Source organism: Novosphingobium sp. DS6-6, assembly GCF_057784975.1.
The window spans coordinates 18,741-43,432 of sequence record NZ_JBYNTS010000011.1 but is presented as its reverse complement, the minus strand read 5'-3'; the positions used below and the strand labels follow the sequence as shown (position 1 = coordinate 43,432).

The following is a 24,692-nucleotide window of genomic DNA, read 5'->3' as shown; positions in this document are numbered from 1 at the left end:
GCCATTGCCCCCATTGCCCTGCCGCAGCCGGCGAGCCCGGCAGTGCCACGCGCCGGGATCGCCCGGTTGCGCGGTTTCGTGACCAGCCTTGCCGAACTGCTCAACGCCACGCGCGATGAAACCGAGATCTTGCAGACAGGGGCCAAGCTGCTGTCCCGTCTGGTTGCCCAGGATGACTGGCTGCCGCCCGCCTTTGCCGTACCCCATCCCGATCGCTATCAGCAATATCTGCTTCATTGCGACAGCCGCGAACGCTTCAGCGTCGTCTCGTTCGTGTGGGCGCCGGGCCAGGGCACGCCGATCCACGATCATCGCACCTGGGGCCTGGTGGGCGTGCTGCGCGGTGCGGAACGGTCCGAACGCTTCGTCCGCCAGGCCGATGGCAGTCTCAGGCCGGACGGGGACGCCGAAATCCTGCGCGCCGGCGCGGTGGAAGCGCTGAGCCCGCGCCAAGGCGACATTCACCGCGTGAGCAACGCCAGCGCCGATGGCCCGTCTGTTTCGATCCATGTCTATGGCGCCAACATCGGCGCGGTCGAGCGCGCGACCTATGCGCTCGACGGCACGGCCCGCCGCTTCGTCTCGGGTTATGCCAGCGCCTTCACGCCCAACCTGTGGGACCGTTCGGAAAATCCATGAGCACCTTGACCAGCGTGCGCGCCACGACGGCCGCGGCCATACGCCAGGCCTTGCTTGCCCGGCAGGAAATCGCGCTTGTCGATCTGCGCGAGGAAGCCGTGTTCGCCCTGGGCCACCCGCTGTTCGCCGCGCAGATCCCGCTGCGCCGGCTGGCAATCGAAGCGCGCTGGCGCCTGCCCCGCCAGGATGTGCCGGTGGTGGTTTACGATGACGGCGAAGGGCTGGTCGAACCGGCACTCGAAATCCTGGAAAACCTTGGTTTCACGGCGGTTTCCGCGCTTGAAGGCGGCCTCGCCGGCTGGCGTGCGCAGGGATACGAACTGTTCGAGGACGTCAATTCCTATTCCAAGGCCTTTGGCGAACTGGTGGAGCATTACCGCCACACGCCATCGCTGCCGGCGCCCGACGTGGCCGCGCTGATCGAAGAGAAAGCCGATATCGCCGTTCTCGACGCGCGCCGGTTCGACGAATATGCGACGATGAGCATTCCGGGCGGGATCAGCACACCGGGCGCCGAACTCGTGCTGCGCGCACCGGCCGTGGCGCCCGATCCCGATACCACGATCATCGTCAACTGCGCCGGGCGCACCCGCTCGATCATCGGCACGCAATCGCTGATCAATGCCGGGCTGCCCAACCGCATCTATGCCCTGCGCAACGGCACGATCGGCTGGACTCTGGCGGGTCAGAGCCTGGAGACCGGGCAGCAACGCCGCGCGCCATTGCCCGAGCCGGCCGAAAGCTGGACCGACGAGGCCCGCGCCCGCGCCCGCGATGTCGCCTATCGCGCCGGCGTAAGGCATATCCGCTTTAACGAACTGGCACACCTGCGCGCCGATGCGACCCGTACGCTGTACCTCTATGACGTACGCCTGCCCGAGGATTATGCCACCGGCCATCTGTCTGGATTCCGCAATGCGCAGGGTGGGCAACTGGTACAGGAAACCGATCATTTCGCCCCCGTGCGCGGCGCGCGCATCGTCCTTGCCGACGATATCGGCCCGCGCGCCGACATGACGGCATCCTGGCTGGCGCAACTGGGCTGGGAGGTGGCCGTACTGGATTGGCCGCAGGACGCCGTCCTGGAAACCGGCCCTGATGGCGCGCCGACACCGCGCGGGCCGCAAGGCCGGTACAAGCGTCCCTATGAAGGCACCGACAATGCCGCAGCGGCCATGCAGGCCTACCTCGACTGGGAATTCGGCCTGGTCGACCAATTGCGCCGCGACGGAACGCACGGCTTTTTCGTGATTTAGCAAAAGGGCGCGCCGCGTCCGTCACGAAGCGGCCACGCTTTAAAGATTGGCTATTGACCCCTGAGGCAAAACTTGTCAGCCTAAATTCAACCTTGAAAGTTGAGTTATGGCAAATTCCTTTGCGTTCCATGACTTGCCTGTAGCGATCATCGGCGGCGGATTCAGCGGCACGCTGCTGGCAATCCATCTGGCCCGGCGCGGTTCGCGCGTGGTGATCGTGGAGCGCGATCCGCAGGCACTGGCGCACGGTCTGGCATATGGCGCCTGTGGACCGCACCATCTGCTCAATGTGCGTGCCGGCAACATGAGTGCGTTTCCCGACGATCCCGGTCATTTCCTGCGCTGGCTGGGCCATGCGGAGGCCGATGCCGCCAACCGCTTTGCCCCCCGCGCCACGTATGGCGCCTATATCGCCAGCCTGCTTGCCACCGCGCGGGCCACGATGCCCGATCGCCTGGCCATCGTCATTGCCGGCGCGCGGAATCTGTGCCCCCAGGCTGACAGCACGCTGCGCGTGACGCTCGACGATGGAGCGAGCGTTCATGCCCGGGCGGTCGTTCTGGCCCAGGGCAATCTGCCGCCGCAGCGCCACCGCGCGCTGGCAGGCCTGGCAGCGCCGCTGGCCCTGCCCGATCCATGGGCGCCCGGGGCGCTCGATGCGATTGCGCCCGATGCCGGCGTCCTGCTGCTGGGCACCGGGCTTACGGCGATCGACGTGATCCAGTCGCTTGAAGCGCGCGGCCATCGCGGGCCGATCGTGGCGCTATCGCGGCGCGGCCTGGTGCCCCGCGCGCATGCGGCCAGCGGCCCGGCGGTTACCCCGCAGCCGATGCCCGCCGCGCGCGGCAGCGCCTTGCTGCGCCATATTCGCGACCGGGCGCGGGCAGTGGGCTGGCGCCATGCGATCGACGAGCTGCGCCCGCATACCCATGCCCTGTGGCAGGCCCACGATGCCGCGGCGCAGGCGCGTTTCCTGCGCCACGCCCGCCCCTGGTGGGATGTGCACCGCCACCGCATGGCCCCGGCGATCGCGCAAAGGATCGAGGCGCTGCGCCTGGGCGGGCGGCTCGATGTGGTCGCCGGCAGCCTGGCCCGGGTGGAACGCCGCAGCCATGGCGGGCTGCTGGCGCAGTGGCGCCCGCGCGGCCGCGACGATCTGGCGCACCTTGCGGTCGATCACGTCGTGGTCTGTACCGGCCCCGGCAGCGATCCCACGCAGAGCCGCGATCCCTTGCTGCGCGCGCTGCTGACGGCGGGGCTAGCACGCTCCTGCCCGCTTCATCTGGGGCTTGACGTGGATGCGCAGTGGCGGCTGCGCGATGTGCACGGACACGCCCCGCTGGCCATCCATGCCATGGGCGCGTTGTCGAAAGGCCTGAGCTGGGAAATGGTGGCGGTGCCCGATATCCGCCTGCAGGCACAGCGCCTGGCCGATCATCTTGCCCTGGCACCGGCGGCGGCCGCCGCCACCGCCGTCGTCGCCGCCTAGACGTCGTAGCCGGGGAGATCGCGGCCCACGCGGCGCAGCACGGCCTCCCAAGCCAGCTGATGGTGCGGTTTGCGCCCCTCGGCAGCCTTGGCGGCGGCCGGCCGGGCGGATATCTGCCGCAAAGCCTCTTCCTGCGCCGCGGCCGGCGCCAGAAGCACGTTGTCCCGCCCGCCGGCAAGAGCGGCCACTTGCACCGAACAGGCTTCTTCCAGCCCATAGATCGCGGCCCAGGCGTCGCCCGGGGTACGGCCCACGGCCAGCGTTCCGTGGTTGCGCAACAGCATGAACTGCTTGTCGCCCAGATCGGCAACGAGCCGTTCCCGCTCGTCAAGGTTCAGTGCCACGCCTTCGTAGTCATGGTAGGCAAGACGCGGGATGATGTAGAGCGCGCGCTGCGACAACGGCAGCAGGCCGTCCTTGTGGGCCGAGGCGCCCATGCCGTCGCGCGTGTGGAAATGGGCGATCCAGTGGGCATCGGGACGTGCCGCATGGATCGCCGAATGGATCACGTAACCGGCATAGTTGATACCGTATTCGCTCTCCCCGATCACGTTGCCGTCAAGATCGACCTTGACCAGGCTCGACGCGGTGATTTCGTCAAACGCCAGACCGAACGGGTTGATCAGGAAATGGGCGTCCGGGCCGGGCACGCGCGCGGTGACGTGGGTATAGAGGAAATCATCGTAATCATAGATCGCGGCGATGCGATAGAAGGCGGCAAGGTCTGTCCGCACGGCCCATTCGGCGGCGGCGATGCCGTCGGGGCCATCACGATTTTCCGCGACGAGGCGATCGAGAACGGTGGCCATGATGAGTCGGTTCCTTCAACCGGCCAGCGCCACCGGGCGTGCCTGGCGGGCGGCATGCTTGGCATGGACCAGCGGAATCAGATGCTGGCCATAGGCAATCGCATCGCCCAGCGGATCGAAGCCGCGGATGAGGAAATGGTCAATCCCCAGATCGGCGTAAGACAGCATGGCGTCGGCCACCTGTTCGGGCGTTCCGACCAGGCCGGTGCTGTTGCCCTGCGCGCCGGTAAGCGCGGCGACGCCGGTCCACAGCCGGGCATCGCGGCGGTTGCCCGTGGCGGTTTCGAGCAGCCGCAGCGACCCGGCATTGGGCGGACGATGGCCGCTGGTGGGCAGGCCGGCGGCCTCGCGCACGGCGCGGACCTGCTCTTCGATGTCCCGCGCCTTGGCCCAGGCGGCCTCCTCTGTATCGGCGATCACCGGGCGCAGCGACAGCGAAAAGCCCGGCTTGCGCCCGTGGCCCGCCGCGGCATGGCGCACCTGGCGCACGGCATCGGCAACCTGCGCCTGGGTTTCGCCCCACAACGCATAGACATCGGCATGGCGGCCAGCAACGGCGATCGCCTCGGGCGATGAGCCGCCGAAGAAAACCGGCAGATTGGCCGGCCGGATCGCGCTGATCCCCTGGCGCACTTCATAGAAGCGGCCCTTGTGATCGAATGGAACGGTGGCGTTCCATTCCTGCTTGAGCACGTCGAGATATTCGTCGGTGCGGGCATAGCGTTCGGCCTTGGTGTGACCGACATCACCATCGCGGGCCATTTCCTCGTCGGCGCCGCCGGTGATGATATGCACGGCCACGCGGCCACCCGAAAGCTGATCGAGCGTGGCCAGCTGGCGCGCGGCCAGCGTGGGCTGGGTAAAGCCCGGCCGGTGCGCCACCAGGAATCCCAGCCGCCTGGTCAGCGCCGCGGCATGCGCAGCCACGATCTGGCTTTCGGGCGAATTGGAACCGAACGGGATCAGCACCCGGTCAAACCCGCCGGCTTCCTGCGCGCGGGCCGCGTCCTCGACATAGGCGCGATCGAGCACGCGGCGCGGGGTGCCGTGGATCTCGGAGGTGTTGTTGAACCCGATATAGCCGATGAACCGGATCGTCATGGCCTTGCCCTTTCCGTTGGATATTGCCTTGGTCTCTGCCCGTTTCTCAACCATGGCAATTGAGTTCTGGCAGCAACCTATTGATTGTGCTCAAGCAGCGCTCAATAGCCCCGCGTGGTATCGACCACATCGCTGGGCGGCTGGCCCTGGGCAAAGCGGGTGATGTCACCCAGAACCTTGTCCAGCAGCTTCTTGCGCGCCACCGTATAGTTGGAGGAAAGATGCGGGGTCAGCCGCACGCGCGGATGGCTGTAGAGCCGATGCCCGGCGGGCAGGGGTTCGGGCTCGGTCACGTCGAGCGTGGCAAAACCCAGATGCCCGCGATCGAGCGCTTCGAGCAGCGCCGCCTGATCCACCACGCTGCCGCGTGCCACGTTGATCAGATGCGCACCGGCCCTGGTCCGGGCCAGCAGCGTGGCATCGATCATGTGCCGCGTCTGCGCCGTTGCCGGCACGGCCAGAACGATATGGTCCGCCTGTGCCACCACGTCTTCCACGCGGCCGACGAGTTCGACGCCCGGCACGCCATCGGGCGGTGCGCCGCTGCGCCGCACCGCCACCACCCGCGCGCCCAAGGCCAGGGCACGGCGCGCGACGGCCTGGCCGATCGCGCCAAAACCGACAAGGCCGATCGTGCTGCCCAGCACCTGGCCCGTCGGCGTGCTGCACCAATCGGCCGGTCCGCGCGCCACCACGCTGTCAAGGTCCTTGGCCTGGCGATAGATCGCGGCAATCACGTAATCGGCGATTTCCTCCGAGGCGATACCGCGCGCGCAACTGACCAGCGGCGCATCGAGCAGCCAGGGCGGATAGAAATCGATGCCGGCGGTCGTGGCGCAGACCCAGCGCAAGCGGCCGGACCAGACCGGCGGCGCCGGCACGGCACGGACTGGCGCCCACGACGGATGCGGCCGCACGAGCAAGACATCCGCATCGGCCGCCGCACGCCACGGTTCGTCCTCGGGCGCCACGATCACGCGCGGGCGCAGCGGATGATCGGCAATCGCGGCGTTGAATTCCGGTTCGAGCTGGCTGGCGATGACCAGACCGCCGAAGCCCGCGCTCATCGGGCGAGCCCCGCGCGCCCCGCCGCGACGAGCACGGTATCGGCCTGCGGCGAATGGATGCGGCTGCACAGCACGTCGCGATAATGGCGTTCGAGCGGATTGTTGCGGCTGATCCCCGGATTGCCGGTAAGTTCCAGCCCGATCTCCACCGCCTGAATGGCATTGGCATTGGCCAGGTGCTTGATCAGGTTGGCCTCGGTGGGCGAAGGCGGCAGCCCCGCATCGGCGGCGCGCGCGGCCGTTTCGATCAGGACCCGATTGGTCAGGAGCAGACTTTCGATCTGGCCGAATTTTTCCTGCACGCGCGGCAGGGTGGCCAGTGCCGCGCCCAGATTGGCCGGCTTGCGCGCATGGAGATAGCCGGCCAGCCAATCGCGCGCCGCCCGCGCAACGCCGTCATAGATGGTGGCGATGGCCAGGGCGTTCCACAGCAACGCGCTGACATCGTCATCGGGCCGGGGCGCCCATTCGTCGGGCGCGCGCAGATCCACCGCCAGGGCCGGCGGCACGGGAGTGTCGGCAAAGACCACTTTGTGGCTGACCGTGGCGCGCATTCCCAGGTGATCCCATTCGGGAACGATGGTGATGCCTGCGCTATCGGGACGCACCAGGAACAGGCCCAGCCGCAGCGGGATTTCGTCCGTCCTGGCCCATACCGCGAACCAGTCAAGCCCGGTTGACCCGGTGGAATAGATCTTTTCGCCCGAAAGTCGCCAGCCATCGGCCGAACGCCGCGCCACCGTATCGGGCAGGCCGCCGCGCACCGGGGTGCCCAGGTCCGGCTCCACCCGCAACGTGCCGACCAGGCCGCGGCCGGCCACGGCCTCGCGTGCCAGGCGCTCGTAGAGCGCGCGGTCCCAGCGGCGGTTTTTTTCCGGGGCGGCATGGAACGCATAGGTCATGAACAGGATCAGCGCCGTCGAAGGCTCACCCTTGGCGACCGCACCCAGAACGCGCAGAGCATCGACGAAGCCGGCCCCGGCCCCGCCCAGCCGTCGGTCGACCGTCAGGCCGATCAGCCCCTCGCGCGCCAGGATATCGAAATTTTCGCGCGGGAAGCGCGGATCGCGATCGTAATCCTGGGCACGATGGGCAAGCTCGCGCGTGAGGCGATCGAGCGCGGGGCCGGAAAGGTCGGGGTGATCGGCAGTCAGCGCATGCGTGGCCATGGCTCACGCCTCCTTGATCTGGGGGTTGAAACGGTTGTCCCACAAGGGGCGCATATCCACGCGGCGGCCGATCAGGCCGGCTTTGCTGAAGACATCGGCCACCTCTTGCTGCGAAACGATGGCTGCGTCGGTGACGCGGCGCAGCGTGAAGGGATCGCTGCGCCGGCTGAACTGGTCTCTGACATAGGCCACCGGCACGCCGATCGCCTCGGCCACCTTGCCGGCCCAGGTGGATTGGTTGGCCGCCGTCCAGGCATAGCCTTGCTGGGTGAGCCGCAGATAGCGCGCGATCCAATCGGCGCGCTGGGCATCGGCAATGGCATCGCGATGCGCGGCGAGGATATAGTTGCCCGAAAGAAAGCCCTGTGCCGTACGCAGGACGCGCGCACCCTGAGTGGCCAGGGCGCGCTGGATCGAAAAGCCGTAGATTGCCCAGGCATCGAGCGATCCGTTGCCGAACGCGGCCGCGCCATCGGCCACGGTCATTGCCACCGGCTCGATATCGCCCCAGCCAAGGCCGACGGACTCGAGCATGCGGATAAGAAAGTATTGCGTGGTGGTGGCCCGCACATAGCCGACCCGCTTGCCTTTCAGATCGGCCAGGGTGCGCAGGGGCGAGCCTTGCGGCACGAGCACCACCTGGTTGTTGACGTCGCCGTGATAGACGGCGATCTGGCGAAAGCTCTGCACGGTGGAGGCCGCCGCGAAGACGGGCGGGATCTCGCTCATCCCGCCGATGTCGATCGCGCCGGAATTGAGCGCCTCGACCACCAGGTGGCCGGACTCGAATTCCGCATAATGCACCGGAAAATCAGGCGCGATGCCGGCGGCGGCGAAAATGGCACGGTTGTCGGTTTCTCCTTTGCCGGTGATCGCCACGCGCAGTGCGGCGGCCCTGGCCGTACCCGAACAGCCGGCCAGGAGCGCGGCAGCGGTGCCGGCGATGAACGTACGGCGGGCCATGTCAGCACCCGAGGGAGGGAAATCGATCGTCCGACGCATAACTCAACCATATATGTTGAGTTTAATGGCGACCAATGAGATTTGCTTGACCTTCATGAGCATCGGCAATGTATCCAAGCGCTTGATGATAACTCAACTATCTTAGTTGAGTTTAAATAGGACGCATGGCCGCGAGCCCGGTAACCGGCGGCAACAAACCTTCAGGGGGAACCATGATCCGATCCGCACGATTGCCGGTGCTTTTCGCCAGCACCGCCGCCTTGCTCCATCTGGCGCCGGCGATAGCCGCAGAAGCACGCGCCGATCAGGCGCCGGCCGCCGTGGCTCCGTCTACGGCCGATGCCGGACCTGCGGCCGAAGAAAGTCCGCGCGAGGATATCGTGGTCACCGCCACCCGGCGCGAAACCCGCCTGCAGCAGACGCCCGTGGCCGTCAGCGTCATCGGCCCCGAATATCGCGCGCAACAGAACGTCATCACCGTGCGCGATCTCGCCGGTCAGATCCCAGGCCTCTACACCGCGCCCAGCGGCATCACGCCGCTTACCAACACGTTCTTCATCCGCGGCATCGGCAACAGCGATCCGATCTTCGATCCGACTGTCGGCACTTACATCGACGACGTCTACCTCGCCCGCGCAATCAACGGCATGGCCGATCTGACCGACGTGGAACGGCTGGAAGTGCTGCGCGGCCCGCAGGGCACCCTGTTCGGCGCCAATTCGTCGGGCGGCGCGATCCGTTATGTCACGCGGACGCCGACCGAGCGGTTCGATATGCGCGGCGACATCGGCTACGGCAATTACAATACGGTCAACGCCCACGGCTATGTGGCAGGGGCACTGGTGCCCGGGCTGCTGGTGGGCAGCGTGGCGATCGCCCACAATCAGCGCGACGGCTATACCTGGAACCCGACGCTGAACCGCGACGTCAACAACCAGAACACCACCGGCGGGCGCATCAAGCTGGTGCTTGCCCCGGCGCCGGAACTGAAGCTGACCCTGACCGCCGACGGCACGATCGATCATTCGCAGACCGCCAGCTACGTCGCCACGACTTATCATGCCAGCAACCCGTCACTCAGCGGCCTGGGCGCGATCACCGGCGGCACGCTCTACAGCCCGACCTCGTTTTCCCAGTACCGACCCAATGTGAGCTATGCCGGGCGCTATCCAACCAACACGTCGCGCGCGGGCGGGGTGACCGCGCGGATCGATTACGCGGTGAACGACCATCTCACGCTGCACAGCATCAGCGCGCTGCGGGCTTTCAGCCAACTGCCGGTCAATTACAACAACGATGGCCAGGCGCGACTGCCCTATAATACGGCACAACCGCGCGCCGTCGACATCTCGAACAACTTCATCACCTATCGCCAGCACCAGTTCACGCAGGAGTTGCAACTGCAGGGCACCTGGCGGACGTTCGATTTCACCGGCGGGCTCTATTACCTGTTCGAGGATTTCGCCAGCGACCGCCTGGGTTACGTCACGGGTCTGCCGCAGTCCGACACAGCCCTGCCCGCCGCGCCGTTCGACCAGATCGGCCGCACCCGCAGCTTCAACTATTCGGCCTACCTGCAGGGCAACGTCCATCTGAGCGAGCGCCTGACGTTCACCGCCGGGGGTCGCTATATCATCCAGCGCCGCACTTTCGCATTTCGCGGCGTGAACTATGACCTGGACGGCAACCCGATCGATCCGCTGGTCTATCCGCAGGTGCGCAATGGCGGCGCCATACCCGCGCTGGGCGTGACGGTGTCGCCCGCGCAGGTCAATTTCGACAATGCCGGCATTCTCAATACCAGGACGTGGCATGCGTTCACGCCCAAGATCGGCCTGTCATGGCAGGCGGCACCCGACGCCTTCTTCTTCGCCAGCTATGCCAAAGGGTTCAACGCGGGCGGCTTCAACAACCGCGCGCTCAACCTGGCAACGGCCCTGCCTTATGAGCCCGAGACGGTGGGAACCTATGAACTGGGCCTCAAGACCGAATGGTTTGATCGCAAACTGCGCATCAACCTGACGGGGTTCTATAACGATTACAAGAACCTGCAAACCGCCGTCTCGGCCTATAGCCCGGTGTCGGGCACTTACGTGAGCACGCGCGGCAATGCCCCCGCGGCCCATACCGAAGGGTTCGAGCTGGAGACCGCCGCCCAGCCATGGCGCCGGCTCGCGCTGGCGTTCAACGTGACTTATCTCGCCACGCGGTATGACGACTACGCCGCGCCCGCCTATGGCACCGTTCCGGCCTATACCTATACCGGCAACCAGTTTCCGCTGCAGCCCAGGTGGCATTACTTTGCCTCGGCCACCTGGACCGTGCCACTGGCCGTGCCGGGCGAAATCAAGCTTGGCGCAAGCGGCAATTTCCAGACCTCGTACTTTTCGAACGCGCTCAACACGGCCGCATACCGCATCGGGGCGCAGGGCTTTGCCAATGCCTTTGCCAGCTATGCCACGGCCGACGAGCGGTGGACGTTCACGCTCACGGTGCGCAATCTGGCTAATTCGTTCTATTTTACCTCGCTTACGCCGGTGGGCGCGCCGATCCGGTCCGGACCCTATGCGGGAACGCAGCTGCTGCAAGGCGCGCAGAACCCGCCTCGCACCGTGTTCCTCAAAGCCGCCTATGCGCTTTGAGCCCCAGGCCTGCCCGGCAGCGCGGCAAGGGTTTGGCGATTCTCGAATAGAGTTGAGCAGCTCTCGGTCGCCGTGGCGGCACTGGCGCCTAAGATGGACGTGACCGGGAAAGCCCGCCAGGCAGATCGAAAGGACCGCGCCATGACCATCGCAAGACAGCTGCGCCTGGGATTTATTCTCCACGGAGTCGGCCCGGGCTGGGACGACTGGCGCCACCCCGACGCGCTGGTCGACGCCAGCACCAACTTCGCATTCTACAAGCGCCAGGCGCAGACCGCCGAGCGTGGCAAGTTCGATTACCTGTTCGTGGCCGACAGCGTTTCGATCAATGCTCGCTCAAGCCCGCATTATCTCAATCGCTTCGAGCCGCTGACCATCCTGTCGGCGCTGGCCGCGGTGACCGAACGCATCGGCCTGGTGGGCACGGTCACGGTTTCCTATACCGAACCCTACAATCTGGCGCGCCAGTTCGCCTCGCTCGATCACATCAGCGGCGGCCGCGCGGGGTGGAACGTGGTCACGAGCTGGCTGGAAGGCAGCGCCGCCAATTTCGGCAAGGAAGAGCACCTGGCGCACGACACGCGTTATGCCCTGGCTGACGAATACCTCGATGTGGTCAAGGGCCTGTGGGACAGCTGGGAAGACGAAGCCCTGGTGCGCGACAAGGCCAGCGGGCAGTTCCTCGACTCTGAAAAGCTGCACGAACTCAATCACGAGGGCGCGTTCCTCAAAGTCAAAGGGCCGCTCAACATTTCGCGCGGGCCGCAGGGGCAACCGGTCATCTTCCAGGCCGGATCGAGCGAGGACGGGCGCAGCTTTGCCGCGCGACATGCCGAGGCGATCTTCACGTTCCAGGACAGCCTGACCGAGGCCCAGGCGTTCTATGCCGATGTCAAGGCCCGCGCGCGCGGGTTCGGCCGCGATCCCGATCAGGTCTTCATCATTCCCGGCGCACGGCCGTTCATCGGCAGCACCCAGGCCGAAGCGGAGGCGCGCTATCGCGAGCTGGTGGCGCTGGGCAATCTGGAAAATGCCCTGCGCGCGCTGGGCCGCGGCTTCAACGATCACAACTTCAGCGTCTATGATCCCGACGGTCCGTTCCCGCGCCATGTCGCCGCCGAAGGGCAGAAAAGCAACCAGAGCCAGTCGGCCCGGGTGCTGGCGCTGGCCGACCAGGGCCTGACCTTGCGCGAAATCGCGCTGCGCACCGCCACCCCGCGCGGCCATTTCGTGGGCACGCCCGAGCAGATTGCCGACCGGTTCCAGCAGTGGCTGGATCAGCGCGCCGCCGACGGATTTACCTTGTTCGAAAGCCTGCCGGGACAGCTTGAGCTGTTCGTGGACGAAGTGGTGCCCATCCTGCAGCAGCGCGGTATCTACAAGACCGATTATCCGGGGCGGACATTCCGCGACACGCTGGGCCTGCCCATTCCCCCCAACCGCAACACCATCGCCCGCAGCGCGCGCAGCGCTGCCTGAGGAGACACCCCATGACGACCGACATCCTCGACCGGACCGACCACGGCCTTGCCTTTGCCCGCCTGCAGCCCACGATCGGGGCAGAGGTTTCGGGCATCGATCTGTCGCGCCCGATCACCCCGCTTCAGCGCGAGGCGATCCGTGCCGCCGTGCTGCGCTTCAAAGTGATCTTCTTTCGCGACCAGATCCTGACCGACGAGCAGCAGGCGGCCTTCGCCGGCCAGTTCGGCCCGCTCTATACCCACCCAACGACGCGCCACAGTGCCGGGATCAAGCCGATCCACGCCATTGCCGCGCAGGACCTTAAGCGGGCGGGCGACCGCTATATCGAGCATCTCGACAAGGGCGATGCCTATCACACCGACACAAGCTGGCGCCTGGTGCCTACCTGGGGCGCGGTGCTGCGCGACGTGACGCTGCCCGAAACCGGCGGTGATACCATCTGGGTAGATGCACATCTTGCCTGGGAAAGCCTGCCCGAAGCGCTCAAGACGCGGCTTGAAGGTCTTCACGTCACGCACAACTTCCTGGGCGCACTGAAAGCCGCCGGGCACGAATATCCGATCGTGGCGCATCCCGTGGTCCGCACCCACCGCGAAACCGGCCGGAAGACGCTGTGGGTCAATTTCTCGCAGCAGCCGCAGATCCTGGGCGTGGAACTGGCCGAGAGCCGCGACCTGCTCGCGCAGATCCTGCAGCAGTACAAGCGGCCGGAATTGCAGGTGCGGTTTTCCTGGCGCCGCAATTCCGTGGCTTTCTGGGACAACCGCGCCACGGTGCATTACGCCGTGCGCAATTATGGCGATTTCCCGCGCGAACTGCACCGCGTGCTGATTGCCGATGAACCGCTATGGGCCGATCTGTGACCGCGCAAAGCCGCGTCAACCCCTCCTTTTCCCGCCGCCACGCCATCCTGGCGGCGGGCGGGTTCCTTGCCCTGGCCGCCTGCGACCGGGGCAAGGCCGCATCCGATACGCTGCGTGTGGGCAACCAGCGCGGCACGACCAAGGCGCTGATGCTGGCGGCCGGCGTGCTCGACGGGGCGGCCTATCGCGTCGAATGGTCGGAATTTCCGGCCGCGCAGAACCTGCTCGAAGCGCTGGGATCGGGCGCGGTCGATCTTGGCCTTGCCGGCGATGCGCCGTTCCAGTTCGCCTATCAGGCGGGCAGCCCGATCGTGGCCGTGGGCGCCATGGCCGTGGAACGGCCCACGCCGCCCGGCGCCTTGGCGATCATCGTGCCGGAAAGGTCCCCGGCCCGCTCGATCCACGATCTGGTGGGCAAGAAGATCGCCTCTACCCGTGGCAGCGTCGGCCATTTCCTGGTCCTGCGCGCCCTGGAGGACGCCGGCCTTGCCAAGGATGCGGTGCGAATGGTGTTCCTTTCCCCCAGCGACAGCCAGGCCGCGCTCCAGACCGGCGCGATCGATGCCTGGTCCACCTGGACGCCCTATACCGTGACCGCCTTGTCGCAAGGCGCGCGCATTGTGGTCGACGGGCGCCCGTTTTCCAATGGCACGGGCTTTGACGTGGCATTTGCCGGTGCGGTCAGAACCAAGCGCGCCTTGCTGACCGACTTCCTGGCCCGCGAAAGCCGCGCCCTGGCCTGGGCGGCCAGCCACAGCGATACCTATTCGGCTGTCCTTTCGCGCGAGACCGGGCTGCCGCTTGAGGTTGCCCGCGGCACCGTGGAGCGCAACCGTCGGCAGCGCGCGCCGATCGATGCCGCGCTCATCGCGGCGCAGCAGCGCGTGCTCGACACGTTCAGCAAGGCCGGCGAAGTGAAAGCGCCACGTCCGCTCGCCGGGGCTTTCGCGCCGCTCGTCTAGTTTCGCCTATTGCCAGAGATCATAGACGATCAACAATACTCAATTGGATCGGTTGAGTATAATTTCGCAAACCGGCCCCGCTCGCACCATCGGTGCTTTATCAATCGAGACGGGGACTTTTCATGCGATCGTATCTTTTCACGACGGCTCTGGCCGGGGTGCTGGCGCCTGCGTCGGCATCCGTGCCGGCGCTTGCCGCACAAGCCGACCAGGCGCCTGCGCCGGCCGGCGCGCCCGACGCGGCCGAGACCGACCAAGCCGGAGGCGATGCCATCGTCGTGACCGGCACGCGCGGCGGCCCGCCCCGCACCGTGGCCGACAGCCCCGTGCCGATCGACGTGATCACGCCGGCCGATCTCAAGCAGACCGGGCGCACCGGCCTCAAGGAAATCCTGAGCAACATCGTGCCTTCGCTGACCATGCCGGCGCTGGGCGGCGGCGGCACCTCGGCCAGCGTGCGGCCGATCGCCATCCGCGGCTTGTCGGGCGACTATCTGCTGGTGCTGGTCAACGGCAAGCGGCGGCACACGACATCGCTGATCAACAACCTCAGCCGCGTGGCGGGTGGCTCCACCCCGGTCGACGTGGACCTGATCGCCACCAACGCGGTGGGCCGGATCGAGGTGCTGCGCGACGGGGCGGCCGCGCAATACGGGTCCGACGCCATTTCCGGGGTGATCAACCTGATCCTCGACGATGCGCCGCAGGGCGGGGAATTCAACAGCACCGCCGGCCAGCTTTACGAACGCGGCGGCGCGCTGTTGCAGCAGACGTTGTCATACGGCACGCGGCTGGGCACCGATGGCTTCGTGCGCGTGGCGGTGGAAGGCAAGTACCATGACCGCGCGGAGAGTTCGGCCGATCCGGTTGCGCGCGTCTATCCCCTGGTGAACGGCCAGCCCGATCCGCGCGAAGCGAATGCCAACAAGGTGATTGCCGGCGGCTATGGCCGGTCCAACCGCGACAAGATCATCAATGGCAGCATCAATGCCGAAGCGCCGCTTTCGGACACCACGCGCCTCTATACCTTTTCGACGCTCAGCTATCGCGACATCAAGGATGCGCGCGGCGCCTTCGTGCCGGCCACCTCGATCGCCGCGCTGCCCGAGATTTATCCATCGGGTTTCCAGGCCTATCGCCGGATCTGGGAATGGGACTATCAGACCACCTGGGGCCTGCGCAGCGCGCTGGGCGGCTGGAGCGCCGATCTTTCCACCAGCTTCGGCCGGGATTCGGTCAAGCTGGGGGCGGAAAACACGCTTAATCCCTCGATCGGGCCGACCAGCAAGACCGCGTTCTACATGGGCCGCCAGATCCAGACCCTGTGGGTCAACAACCTCGACGTCTCCAAGGGGTTCGAGATCGGGCTGGCCGACAAGCTGAACGTGGCCGCAGGGATCGAGCACCGCTTCGAACAGTTCGCCAACCGCGCGGGCGAGCCCGACAGCTATCGCGACGGCGGCTATGTCGTCCCGCGCGACAGCACGCCGTTCGGCACGCTCTATGGCGGCCAATCGCCTTCGCCGGGCCTGGCCTCGTTCACCGGCACTTCGCCGGCCGATGCCGCACAGGTTTCGCGCAACAACGTGGCAGGTTATATCGACATCTCGACCAAGCTGACCCCGGCGTGGTTCGTGGGCGTGGCCGGGCGGTTCGAGCACTATTCCGACAGCGCCGGGAACACCGCTTCGGGCAAGATCACCACGCGCTATGAACTGGCGCCCGGCCTGGCAATACGCGGCGGGGTGAACACCGGGTTTCGCGCGCCGTCACTGGCGCAGACCGCCTTTTCCACCACCCAGAACACCGCAACCGTGGTGGGCAACGAACGCGTGCTGACCACGTCAAAATTCCTGCCGGTGGATTCTGCCGCAGCGCGCGCGCTCGGCGCCCAGCCGCTGAAACCCGAACGGTCGCTCAATTTCACCGCGGGCATCACGTTCGAGCGCGGCCCCGTGCGACTGACGGTGGACGGCTATCAGATCCGCATCGACGATCGCATCGTCAAGACCGATTTCCTCGGGACCGCGTCCAACGGCGGCCGCGCGATCAGAGACATCCTTGTCGCCAATGGCGTGACCGGGGTGGACAGCGCGCAGTTCTTTACCAACGCCATCGACACGCGCACACGCGGTGTGGACGTGGTGGCCGAATATACGCTGCACACCCGCCGCCTGGGCACGGCCCGCCTCAACGCGGCGTGGAGCTATTTCGACACCAGGATCCTGCACGTTATCGCCAACCCTTCGCAGCTCTCCTCGCTCAACGTCGTGCTGTTCGGCCGGCAGGTGCAGCAAGACCTGCTGGTGGCCGTGCCGCAAAGCAAAGTCGTGCTTTCGGCCAACTGGAGCCTGGACCGGATAAGCGCCTTGGTTCGCACCACCCGCTATGGCCGCTATACCGAAAGCAGCAACGTGGCCGCCAGCGATCGAACGTTCGGCGCCAAGTGGGTCACCGATCTCGAACTTGGCTACAGGCTTTCCGACAAGGTCAGCTTGTCGGTGGGCGCCAACAACCTGTTCGACGTCTATCCCGATCGCAACGGCATCGTCGCCTTTGACGGTTCGGGCGCCTATGGCAATTTCGCGCCTTTCGGCCTGTCCGGCGGTTTCTATTATACGCGCGTGGGGGTGACGTTCTGAACGCAGCCGGCACCCGATCCGCCGCGCCGGCAAACATTCGACGGATCAGGCGCGGCGGACCAGCGTGTCATAGTGGCGGGCGGCGATCTCAACCCCTTCGTTGAGCAAGGGACCCAGCAGGCGATAGGCATCGAGCTGCCCGCCATCGAATGGTTCGTCCCAGCCGTGATCGCGGCGGACCTGGCCAAGCTGGCCCGACGCGACGAGGGTTTCCTCGGGCGGTGCGGCGCGGCTGCCCGCATCGGGATTGACCCAGAGCGCATCGACCGGGCACGCCAGCTCGCACAAATAGCAGGTCTGGCAGGCATCGGGGGCGGCAATCACCGGGACGCCGGTTTCCCCCGGCTCGAACACGCGCGTCGGGCATTGGTCCACGCAGGCCATGCAACCGGTGCAGCGCTTTGCCACCAGCGCAGCAATCACAGCGCGACCTCTGCCGGACGGTCCGCGCCCAGCGGCCGCGTCCATACTTGCGCCAGTCCGCCGGTCAACAGCCGGCGCGCCTGGGCCGGATCGGCGCCGCCAAAATCGGCGCGCGCCGCGATCCCGCGCGTTTCCTGCCGCGCTGCGGCCGCTGCCGTGCACCACCGGGCCGTGGCCGCCATGGCGGCGGTTGCCCGCCATTCCAGCCGGCCGTGCGGATCGCCCGGCGGCGCACGGGTGGCGATCTCGTTCCAGACCTCGTCAAGCACCTGTGCCGATTGCCGCAATGTCGCCGCGCGGCGCCAAAGCGCGCGGTCCAGCCCGTGCACTTCGGCTTCGATCGCCTGCTGGAGGGGCGTGGCGGCGATCGGCAATCTTCCGGTAGATGGGCGCAGGCCCGCTTCGCCCAGCGGCCGCACCCGCCCACCGGCGGCCGGGCGCCGATGGCGGGCGGCAGCGGCCCCGGCAATGCGGCCGGACGACAGCGCCCAGGCGGAATTGACCGCCCCGCCCCCGCTGATCGCGCCTGCCACCAACTCGCGCGAGGCCGCATCGCCTGCGGCATAGAGGCCCGGAATGCCTGTGCCGCAAGCCTCGTCGGCCAGGGCAATGCCGCCCGTGCCGCGGATCGTGCCCTCGCCATAGAGCCGCACCGGAAAGCGGTGGCGGAACAGGTCTATGCCGCGCCGTTCGAAAGCGGCCATGGTCAGGGGCTGGATCTGGCGCAAGACGGCCGGCAGAGCCGCCGGCGCGGCGCCGAGATCGGCGAACACCGGTCCTTGCAGCATCGCGGCCCCCAACGCCTGATAATGCGCATGCCCCGCTCTGGCCGAGGGAACGACCAGTTCCTGCCCATCCTCGCGAAAGAAGCGGGCGGCGGTGAACGGCAGAGTGCGGGTGGAGGCCCAGGCCGGCGAGAGCGAGTACGAGATCGAGAATTCCATGCCGGACAGCACCGCCCCGGCCTCGGCCGCCATCAGCAAGCCATCCCCGGTCTGTGTATGGCTGCCGATCAGGCCCGACCGGAACGCGCAGCCGCCGGTGGCGAGGATGGTGGCACCGGCGCGGATTTCCCATTCCTCGCCGCCATGGGCCAGGGCGAGACCCCGCGCGCCAGCTATCGCGCCGTCGTCATCGGCCAGCAATTCCAGCGCGGGGTGATGATCGAGCAGCGTGACCCCGGCCGCAAGACAGGCACGGCGCAGGGCGCGCATATATTCCGGCCCGCGCACGCCCTGGATGTACCGCCCGCCCCGCCCATCGCTGCCGAAGGGATACCAGGGCGCGATAGTGGGCAGATAACGCCAGGTCAGATCGAGAACGCGCTCCATCCATGCCTGATCGGCGAGCCCCTGGGCCCGATCGACCTGACGCGCGATCGCGGCCTCGCGCCCTTCGGGCGGCACGAACCAATGGCCCGGGCCGCCCGTCGCGGTAACGCCGCTGGTGCCCATCGCGCCCTTGTCCACCACCGTAACCGCAGCGCCCTCGCTCGCAGCCGCGAGCGCGGCCCAGGCTGCCGCCATGCCCCCGCCGATCACCAGCACATCGGTGCGCAAGGTCAGCGGCGGAGAATTCATTCGGCGGCTTCGGCAAAGACCGGCGCGGCATGGCGGTGAGCCGGCACCGGAACGCCAAGATGCCCGCGCAGCGTTTGCGCGGTATAGTCCGTGCGGAACAGACCGCGTTTCTGCAGGATCGGCACGACCCTTTCGCGGAACAGAGCGAATTCCCCCGGCCGGGTCACGCGCAGGTTGAACCCGTCGGCGGCGCGGCCCACGAACCAGCGCTCGATCTCGTCGGCGATGGTTTCGGGAGAGCCGACGAAGGGGCTGCGCCATTGGCCGAAGCGCCAGGCCGTCTGGCGCAGCGTGAGCCGCTCGGCCCGGGCGGTGGCCACGATCCGTTCGGCCTGGCCCTTGTAGCTGTTGAGCGAAAGACCCGACACATCGGGGAACGGCGCATCGGGATCGTATTGCGCGAAATCGTGATAGTTGAATGCCCGGCCCAGTTGCACCAGCAGCTTGCCGAAATCGAGCGCTTCGTCCTGGGCGCGCACGATCGCCTGGGCTTCTTCGTCGGTTTCGGCGATAACCGGGAACAGGCCGGGCAACACCTTGATATGATCGGGATTGCGCCCCAGCGCGGCGGCGCGCGCCTTGAGATCGGCATAATAGGCCTTCCCCGCGGTGAAATCGGCGGCCGAGGCGAACGTGCCGTCGGCGATCGCGGCCCCCAGATCGCGCCCCTCGGCGCTGTCGCCGGCCTGGAAAATCACCGGCTGCCCCTGCGGCGACCGGGTGAGCGCCAGCGGCCCGGCCACCGAGAAGAACGCGCCCTTGTGATCGAGGCGGTGCTGCTTGGCCTTGTCGAGGAACAGGCCGCTGGCCTTGTCGGCGACGAACGCATCGTCTTCGTAGCTGTCCCACAGGCCCTGGACCACTTCCACGAACTCGCGCGCGCGGGCATAGCGTTCGGCATGGGGGAAATGGTCCGTACGGCCATAGTTGCCCGCTGCGCCTTCCAGGCCCGTGGTCACCACGTTCCACCCGGCGCGGCCCTTGCTGATATGGTCGAGCGACCCGAATTGCCGCGCCACGTTGTAGGGCTCCCAATAGGACGTGGTCAGCGTGCCGACCAGGCCGATGCGGCTGGTCGCCAGCGCCAGCGCCGAAAGCAGCGTGAGCGGCTCCAGCCGGTTGAGGAAATGCGGCGCGGTGTCGGGGGTGATGAACGGGCTGTCGACAATGAAGACAAGGTCGAACTTGGCCGCTTCGGCCAAGCGCGCCTGTTCGACATACCAGTCGATGCTGACGCTGGCATTGGCGGGCAACGCCGGATCGCGCCACGAAAACTGATCGGTGCCGACACCCTCGAGAATGGCGCCAAGATGCAGCTGGCGGTGCTCTGTCATCACTGGATCTCCTGATTGCACAGGCATCTAGAGCCATGACGCCGCCGGACGATAACGAGCATCGCTGATAAGGCGATTGAACCATCTCAAGCCTGGCCGGGACACCCGACCGACGGCAGGGCGGGCGGGGAGCCTGACAATGGCGCCAATAGCCACGACCTGCCCAAACGGGCATGCAGTCGTCCGACAAAACATCGCCGGGAGAGATAATGCGTTACATTGAGGCGCGTAGGAAAATGCGCCTTCTCGCATCCGATGCAAAATAGCGCTGGTTTTTGATCGCAATGGGCGCTAATAGACCCTTCGGATTGTCCTACATGATAGCAGATTTTGATGCTTCAGGGTTGCATTGTTGTTGCGGTTCGCATGGATGCCTCTTGCCCTCCTTTAGATCTCGCAGGGATGGCCAGGTCGGCACGCCGGTTCTTTGCAATCTGTTTCACGGTTCTTGCCATTCAGGTGACTGAAACGGGTTTCACCGCCCTTCGCCTTGTGCACAAGAACAGGATATCGATGATTTTAAGAGCGGATATTGTCGCTCGACTGCCAAAGTGAGGAACGACGATCGCGCAGGCCAGTAAACCATTACTGCCCGCCGGTTTAACGAATTAGAGTTTTTGCGGATCAATGACATGGCCTGAAACGGCGATGTTCTTGCCAAGACAATAAATAAGATCAGGATGGAGGATGCAGAAAATGCAGCATTGGGTCGGGCGCGTATCTTGCGCAAGTTTGGCGATGGCACTGGCGGTTCCGGCACAGGCACAGGATGCCTCGGCAACCGCGACAGCCACGGCCACGGCCGCCGACAATGGCGACCAAATTCAGGATATCGTGGTGACGGCGCGGCGCCGGGCGGAAGCTTCGCAAACCTTGCCGATCGCCATTACGGCCATCAGTTCGGCCGACATCGAACGCACCGGCGCGCGGTCCGTGGTAGATGCGGTGCGTGCGACGCCGGGCCTGCAGTTCGATATCGGCGGCGGCATTTCGGGCAACGCGTTCACCTCGTCGATCTACATTCGCGGCGTCGGCCAGAACGAATTCCTGCCGACCTCCGATCCGGGCGTGGGGCTCTATGTCGATGGCGTGTATTATGCGCGCCAGGTCGGTTCGGTATTCGACCTGCTCGACATCAAGACGCTTGAAGTGCTGCGCGGCCCGCAGGGCACGCTGTTCGGCAAGAACACGCTGGGCGGCGCGATCAACGTAACCACCACGGCGCCGAGCGACGAGCTTACCGCGATCGCGCAGTTCACCGCCGGGTCCTTTGGGCGGGCAGACCTGTCGGCGGCGGTATCCGGGCCGATCATTCCGGGCAAGCTCTCGGCGAAGCTGTCGGTCGCGCGGCGGACCTATGGCGGTTACGGGCTGCAGTCCGGCGGGGTGCGCACGAACAACGAAGACGCCTGGATCGGCCGTTTCGCGCTGCAGTACAAAGCGACCGACAATCTCGAGTTCACTCTTGCGCTCGACGGGCAGAGCCGGCGGCAGAACCCGGCGACCCAGCATATCGTGGCAATCCAGCAAGGCTCTTTCCCCGATGGCAGCGCCAATTACCCGACGTTCCTGTGGAACCAGCTCGTCGGCCTGCCCTCGGGCGTGACGTTCGGCGCCAACCAGATCACCTCCAGCATCTATACCAGCAACTCCACGGGCGGCACGCGCAGCGACCTCGATGCCGGCGGCGTTTCGCTGACCGCGGTTTATAACCTGGGCTCGACGACGTTCAAATCGATCACCGCCTATCGCAAGCAGGCCGCGTTCTACGATCACGACAACTCGGCGTCGTCCGCCGGGCTCAACACCCAGTCGGACGAGGACCGCCAAAGCCAGTTCAGCCAGGAACTCCAGGCCACGGGCAAAGCGTTCAACAACAGCATCGATTGGACGACCGGGCTTTTCTACTTCTATGAAAAGCCGCGCTACATTTCGCAGACCGTCAACTTCCCGGGCCTTTATCAGGCGCTGACGGGCATTTACAACCAGATCGGCCAGACGGCGTTCCAGAACCAGTTCGGCATTCCGACGCCGGCCGTTTTCGCCCTGAACTATCGTTTGGCGAATACCGTGTCGGTCAACAGCTATGCCGCCTATGGGCAGGCCAGTTGGCATCTTTCCGACAAGCTGACGCTGACCGGCGGCGTGCGTTACACGCACGAGCGCAAGGCCCTGGCGTTCAGCCAGACCGAAACGCTGACCAGCACCTGCGTTCCGGCGCCTTATACCTATCAGCCGATCTCTGCGACGCCGAACAACTGCGTGTTCAATGTGCGGCAGAGCTGGGACTCGGTCGATCCGCGCGCCGATCTGGCGTTCAAGGCAGCGCCGAACGTGCTGATCTACGCGTCTTATTCAAAAGGCTTCAAAAGCGGCGGATTCAACGGGCGCGCACAGTCGCTCACCTATCTCCAGCCCTATAATCCCGAGCGGCTGAACGCCTATGAAATCGGCATCAAGAGCGATTTCTTCGATCGCCGCGCCCGCCTCAACATTGCGGCCTACTGGAACGATTACCGCAACATCCAGCTCGACGGTTCGGCCGGGACGAGTTCCGGCACGCTCGAAACCTTCATTCTGAACGGCGGTCGGGCGCGCATCCGCGGCGTGGAAGTGGAAACCATCGTCAAGCCGGTTTCGCACCTTCAGCTCAACGGCACGGCGGCCTATACCGATGGCGAATATCGCGCGCTGAGCTGCCAGGTCATCGGTTACCTGGCCAATGCCTCGGCCTCCACCTGCGGCAGCGATGGCACGACCTTCACCGGATCTGCGGCGCAAAGCCGGGACGCCTATTCGAAATTGCTGCCCCGCACGCCCAGGTGGACCTACTCGGTTGGTGCGACCTATGACCTGCCGCTGGGCGAGCGCAACGGGACGCTGAGCCTTCACGCCGATTACAGCTTCCGCGACCGAGTCTATTTCGATGCCCGCAACACGGCCGGTTCGGACCAGCGCGCCTATGCCATCGGCAATGCCCGCATCGCGTGGACCGCGCCTTCGGACAAGCTGACGCTGGCCGGCACGGTCTCGAACTTCACCAACCGGGAATACTACGCCAACATCTTTGCCGGCACCACGGCCGCCAACGGCGCGATCATCGGCAACCCGGCCCCGCCGCGGCAGTGGAATTTCATTGCCACGGTGCGTTACTGACAAGCCAGGGAGGGCGCGCGTCCGGAAATCGGCGCGCGCTCTCGCGGCATGAAACGCGCCTCGACTGACGGCAGTAGGATCATACCTCCATTTCCATGCCGCTCAGCCACGTCGACCGGCGGATCGAGATAGCGCGCATCATCCCCGTCCTCGGAAAACGTCCGCTCGCGACGATTGCTGCTGCGTTACGGGATACGGAATGCCGGGCATCGGGTTCACCCCCCTATCCGCCGCAGATGCGCAAGCCCTTGGGCGGCGGCGTCGAAGCCCGACATATCCGGAATATGCTCGTTCTCGATCAGCAGCGCCTCGATAGGCATGTTCTCGCACTGCTGCAGCACCAGCGACCAGTCGATCTTGCCTTGTCCGATGGGCACCGGGTCGATGACGAAATCAAACCCAGGCTCCGTAGCCTTTCCGCAGTCTTTGAGATGGATCAGACGGATGCGGTCCTCCGCTTCCCGCATCAGTGCGATCACGTCCTGGCCGGTAGCCGCGGCCCAGCCGATATCGAGTTCGAAATCCACGATCGCCGGATCGGTCTCGGCCAGAAGGATGTTCCAGCCGGTGGTTTCGCCGATGCCGGCAAATTCGCGGGAGTGATTGTGATATGCCATCCCGATACCGGCTTCGCGGAAAACCGCGCCACCAGTATTGAGCAGATTGGCGGTTGCCTGCCACTCTGCAACCGACATCTGCCGGGACACGGTGCGCAACGCATCGAAGGGGTCCGGGTTTTCCCACATGCCGGGTACCTCGGGCAGGAGATGGAGCCCCATGACCGCATATCTGGCACCCAGGATGCCAAGCTCGTCCCGGATCGCTTCGACATGCCTGGACAGATTCAACGCGCCGGGAATGGCGGACGGCGCTTCGAACCCGAAGTACTGGACGCCGACGCATTCGAGCCCCGCAGCATCCAGCATCCGCCGCATCTCCACGGCGGACCGCCCGAACATCGAAGGGAGCTCCACCGAGGTGAAGCCTGCTTCCCGCACGCGGACAAGGCCGGCTTCGAAGTCTCCGAATATCTCGAAAGCCACACTGAACAGTTGGAGACCGTAGGTTTGCGCTGCTTTCGACATATGATTCTCCCGGATCGAGAATCTAAAATG

General features: G+C 66.0%; 18 protein-coding genes. 9 read left to right on the top strand and 9 right to left on the bottom strand.

The window, feature by feature from the left end:
• The first annotated feature begins 42 nt into the window (after nt 1-42).
• From AC3EDY_RS13065 to AC3EDY_RS13055, 3 genes are all read left to right on the top strand, one after another.
• Nucleotides 43-639: a cysteine dioxygenase family protein gene (locus tag AC3EDY_RS13065; RefSeq protein ID WP_488572996.1), complete on the top strand. Its 597-nt coding sequence runs from the start codon at nt 43-45 to the stop codon at nt 637-639.
• Nucleotides 636-1,895 (top strand): rhodanese-like domain-containing protein, encoded by a 1,260-nt coding sequence (locus AC3EDY_RS13060; protein WP_488572938.1) that lies wholly within the window; start codon nt 636-638, stop codon nt 1,893-1,895. The genes AC3EDY_RS13065 and AC3EDY_RS13060 overlap by 4 nt, the downstream gene beginning before the upstream one ends.
• Before the next feature lie 106 nt (nt 1,896-2,001).
• A complete protein-coding gene (locus AC3EDY_RS13055; RefSeq protein ID WP_488572937.1) occupies nt 2,002-3,384 on the top strand; it encodes an FAD/NAD(P)-binding protein in 1,383 nt (460 codons plus the stop codon).
• On the opposite strand, the gene AC3EDY_RS13050 is transcribed toward AC3EDY_RS13055, so the two are convergent.
• The 5 genes from AC3EDY_RS13050 to AC3EDY_RS13030 all read right to left on the bottom strand — a co-directional run bounded on the left by AC3EDY_RS13050 (nt 3,381) and on the right by AC3EDY_RS13030 (nt 8,493).
• Nucleotides 3,381-4,193: a class II aldolase/adducin family protein gene (locus tag AC3EDY_RS13050; RefSeq protein WP_488572936.1), complete on the bottom strand. Its 813-nt coding sequence runs from the start codon at nt 4,191-4,193 to the stop codon at nt 3,381-3,383. The two genes, AC3EDY_RS13055 and AC3EDY_RS13050, sit on opposite strands and share 4 nt — an antisense overlap.
• A 15-nt stretch (nt 4,194-4,208) precedes the next feature.
• On the bottom strand, nt 4,209-5,294 hold the full coding sequence (locus AC3EDY_RS13045) for an LLM class flavin-dependent oxidoreductase (RefSeq protein ID WP_488572935.1): 1,086 nt from the start codon (nt 5,292-5,294) through the stop codon (nt 4,209-4,211).
• Nucleotides 5,295-5,395: 101 nt separating this feature from the next.
• Nucleotides 5,396-6,361, bottom strand: coding sequence for an NAD(P)-dependent oxidoreductase (locus AC3EDY_RS13040; protein ID WP_488572934.1), 966 nt, complete (start codon nt 6,359-6,361; stop codon nt 5,396-5,398).
• Complete coding sequence (locus AC3EDY_RS13035) at nt 6,358-7,530, bottom strand: acyl-CoA dehydrogenase family protein (protein ID WP_488572933.1); 1,173 nt, start codon at nt 7,528-7,530, stop codon at nt 6,358-6,360. Before AC3EDY_RS13035 ends, AC3EDY_RS13040 begins: the two co-directional genes overlap by 4 nt.
• A gap of 3 nt (nt 7,531-7,533) precedes the next feature.
• Nucleotides 7,534-8,493: an ABC transporter substrate-binding protein gene (locus tag AC3EDY_RS13030; RefSeq protein WP_488572932.1), complete on the bottom strand. Its 960-nt coding sequence runs from the start codon at nt 8,491-8,493 to the stop codon at nt 7,534-7,536.
• Between the two features lie 212 nt (nt 8,494-8,705).
• On the opposite strand from AC3EDY_RS13030, the gene AC3EDY_RS13025 reads away from it, so the two are divergent.
• The 5 genes from AC3EDY_RS13025 to AC3EDY_RS13005 all read left to right on the top strand — a co-directional run bounded on the left by AC3EDY_RS13025 (nt 8,706) and on the right by AC3EDY_RS13005 (nt 17,084).
• Complete coding sequence (locus AC3EDY_RS13025) at nt 8,706-11,135, top strand: TonB-dependent receptor (RefSeq protein WP_488572931.1); 2,430 nt, start codon at nt 8,706-8,708, stop codon at nt 11,133-11,135.
• Nucleotides 11,136-11,276: 141 nt separating this feature from the next.
• The gene (locus tag AC3EDY_RS13020; protein WP_488572930.1) at nt 11,277-12,614 is read left to right on the top strand and encodes an LLM class flavin-dependent oxidoreductase; all 1,338 of its coding nucleotides are present in this window, start codon (nt 11,277-11,279) and stop codon (nt 12,612-12,614) included.
• An 11-nt stretch (nt 12,615-12,625) separates the two neighbouring features.
• A complete protein-coding gene (locus tag AC3EDY_RS13015; protein ID WP_488572929.1) occupies nt 12,626-13,480 on the top strand; it encodes a TauD/TfdA dioxygenase family protein in 855 nt (284 codons plus the stop codon).
• The gene (locus AC3EDY_RS13010) at nt 13,465-14,442 is read left to right on the top strand and encodes an ABC transporter substrate-binding protein (RefSeq protein ID WP_488572928.1); all 978 of its coding nucleotides are present in this window, start codon (nt 13,465-13,467) and stop codon (nt 14,440-14,442) included. Before AC3EDY_RS13015 ends, AC3EDY_RS13010 begins: the two co-directional genes overlap by 16 nt.
• Nucleotides 14,443-14,564: 122 nt before the next feature.
• Complete coding sequence (locus AC3EDY_RS13005; RefSeq protein WP_488572927.1) at nt 14,565-17,084, top strand: TonB-dependent receptor plug domain-containing protein; 2,520 nt, start codon at nt 14,565-14,567, stop codon at nt 17,082-17,084.
• A gap of 45 nt (nt 17,085-17,129) precedes the next feature.
• Here AC3EDY_RS13005 and AC3EDY_RS13000 read toward each other — a convergent pair whose 3' ends face one another.
• Genes AC3EDY_RS13000 through AC3EDY_RS12990 form a run of 3 tightly spaced genes read right to left on the bottom strand, consistent with a single transcriptional unit; the run spans nt 17,130 to nt 20,421 of the window.
• Entirely contained in the window at nt 17,130-17,492 is a 363-nt protein-coding gene (locus tag AC3EDY_RS13000; protein WP_488572926.1) for a 4Fe-4S dicluster domain-containing protein, read from the bottom strand.
• Nucleotides 17,493-17,503: 11 nt separating this feature from the next.
• Entirely contained in the window at nt 17,504-19,087 is a 1,584-nt protein-coding gene (locus AC3EDY_RS12995) for an FAD-binding protein (protein WP_488572925.1), read from the bottom strand.
• Nucleotides 19,084-20,421, bottom strand: coding sequence for an LLM class flavin-dependent oxidoreductase (locus AC3EDY_RS12990; protein WP_488572924.1), 1,338 nt, complete (start codon nt 20,419-20,421; stop codon nt 19,084-19,086). The genes AC3EDY_RS12995 and AC3EDY_RS12990 overlap by 4 nt, the downstream gene beginning before the upstream one ends.
• Nucleotides 20,422-21,159: 738 nt before the next feature.
• Here AC3EDY_RS12990 and AC3EDY_RS12985 point away from each other — a divergent pair.
• Nucleotides 21,160-23,577 carry a TonB-dependent receptor gene (locus AC3EDY_RS12985; RefSeq protein ID WP_488572923.1) on the top strand — a complete coding sequence of 806 codons (2,418 nt, stop codon included), beginning with the start codon at nt 21,160-21,162 and terminating at the stop codon, nt 23,575-23,577.
• Nucleotides 23,578-23,792: 215 nt separating this feature from the next.
• Here the strand turns inward: AC3EDY_RS12985 and AC3EDY_RS12980 are convergent, their stop codons facing one another.
• Complete coding sequence (locus tag AC3EDY_RS12980; RefSeq protein ID WP_488572922.1) at nt 23,793-24,662, bottom strand: sugar phosphate isomerase/epimerase family protein; 870 nt, start codon at nt 24,660-24,662, stop codon at nt 23,793-23,795.
• Between the last annotated feature and the right edge of the window lie 30 nt (nt 24,663-24,692).

Coding starts and splice junctions, on each gene's coding strand:
- AC3EDY_RS13060 (WP_488572938.1), top strand. CDS start 636: ATGAGCACCTTGACCAGCGTGCGCGCCACGACGGCCGCGGCCATACGC.
- AC3EDY_RS13055 (WP_488572937.1), top strand. CDS start 2,002: ATGGCAAATTCCTTTGCGTTCCATGACTTGCCTGTAGCGATCATCGGC.
- AC3EDY_RS13050 (WP_488572936.1), bottom strand. CDS start 4,193: ATGGCCACCGTTCTCGATCGCCTCGTCGCGGAAAATCGTGATGGCCCC.
- AC3EDY_RS13045 (WP_488572935.1), bottom strand. CDS start 5,294: ATGACGATCCGGTTCATCGGCTATATCGGGTTCAACAACACCTCCGAG.
- AC3EDY_RS13040 (WP_488572934.1), bottom strand. CDS start 6,361: ATGAGCGCGGGCTTCGGCGGTCTGGTCATCGCCAGCCAGCTCGAACCG.
- AC3EDY_RS13035 (WP_488572933.1), bottom strand. CDS start 7,530: ATGGCCACGCATGCGCTGACTGCCGATCACCCCGACCTTTCCGGCCCC.
- AC3EDY_RS13030 (WP_488572932.1), bottom strand. CDS start 8,493: ATGGCCCGCCGTACGTTCATCGCCGGCACCGCTGCCGCGCTCCTGGCC.
- AC3EDY_RS13025 (WP_488572931.1), top strand. CDS start 8,706: ATGATCCGATCCGCACGATTGCCGGTGCTTTTCGCCAGCACCGCCGCC.
- AC3EDY_RS13020 (WP_488572930.1), top strand. CDS start 11,277: ATGACCATCGCAAGACAGCTGCGCCTGGGATTTATTCTCCACGGAGTC.
- AC3EDY_RS13015 (WP_488572929.1), top strand. CDS start 12,626: ATGACGACCGACATCCTCGACCGGACCGACCACGGCCTTGCCTTTGCC.
- AC3EDY_RS13010 (WP_488572928.1), top strand. CDS start 13,465: ATGGGCCGATCTGTGACCGCGCAAAGCCGCGTCAACCCCTCCTTTTCC.
- AC3EDY_RS13005 (WP_488572927.1), top strand. CDS start 14,565: ATGCGATCGTATCTTTTCACGACGGCTCTGGCCGGGGTGCTGGCGCCT.
- AC3EDY_RS12995 (WP_488572925.1), bottom strand. CDS start 19,087: ATGAATTCTCCGCCGCTGACCTTGCGCACCGATGTGCTGGTGATCGGC.
- AC3EDY_RS12990 (WP_488572924.1), bottom strand. CDS start 20,421: ATGACAGAGCACCGCCAGCTGCATCTTGGCGCCATTCTCGAGGGTGTC.
- AC3EDY_RS12985 (WP_488572923.1), top strand. CDS start 21,160: ATGGCACTGGCGGTTCCGGCACAGGCACAGGATGCCTCGGCAACCGCG.
- AC3EDY_RS12980 (WP_488572922.1), bottom strand. CDS start 24,662: ATGTCGAAAGCAGCGCAAACCTACGGTCTCCAACTGTTCAGTGTGGCT.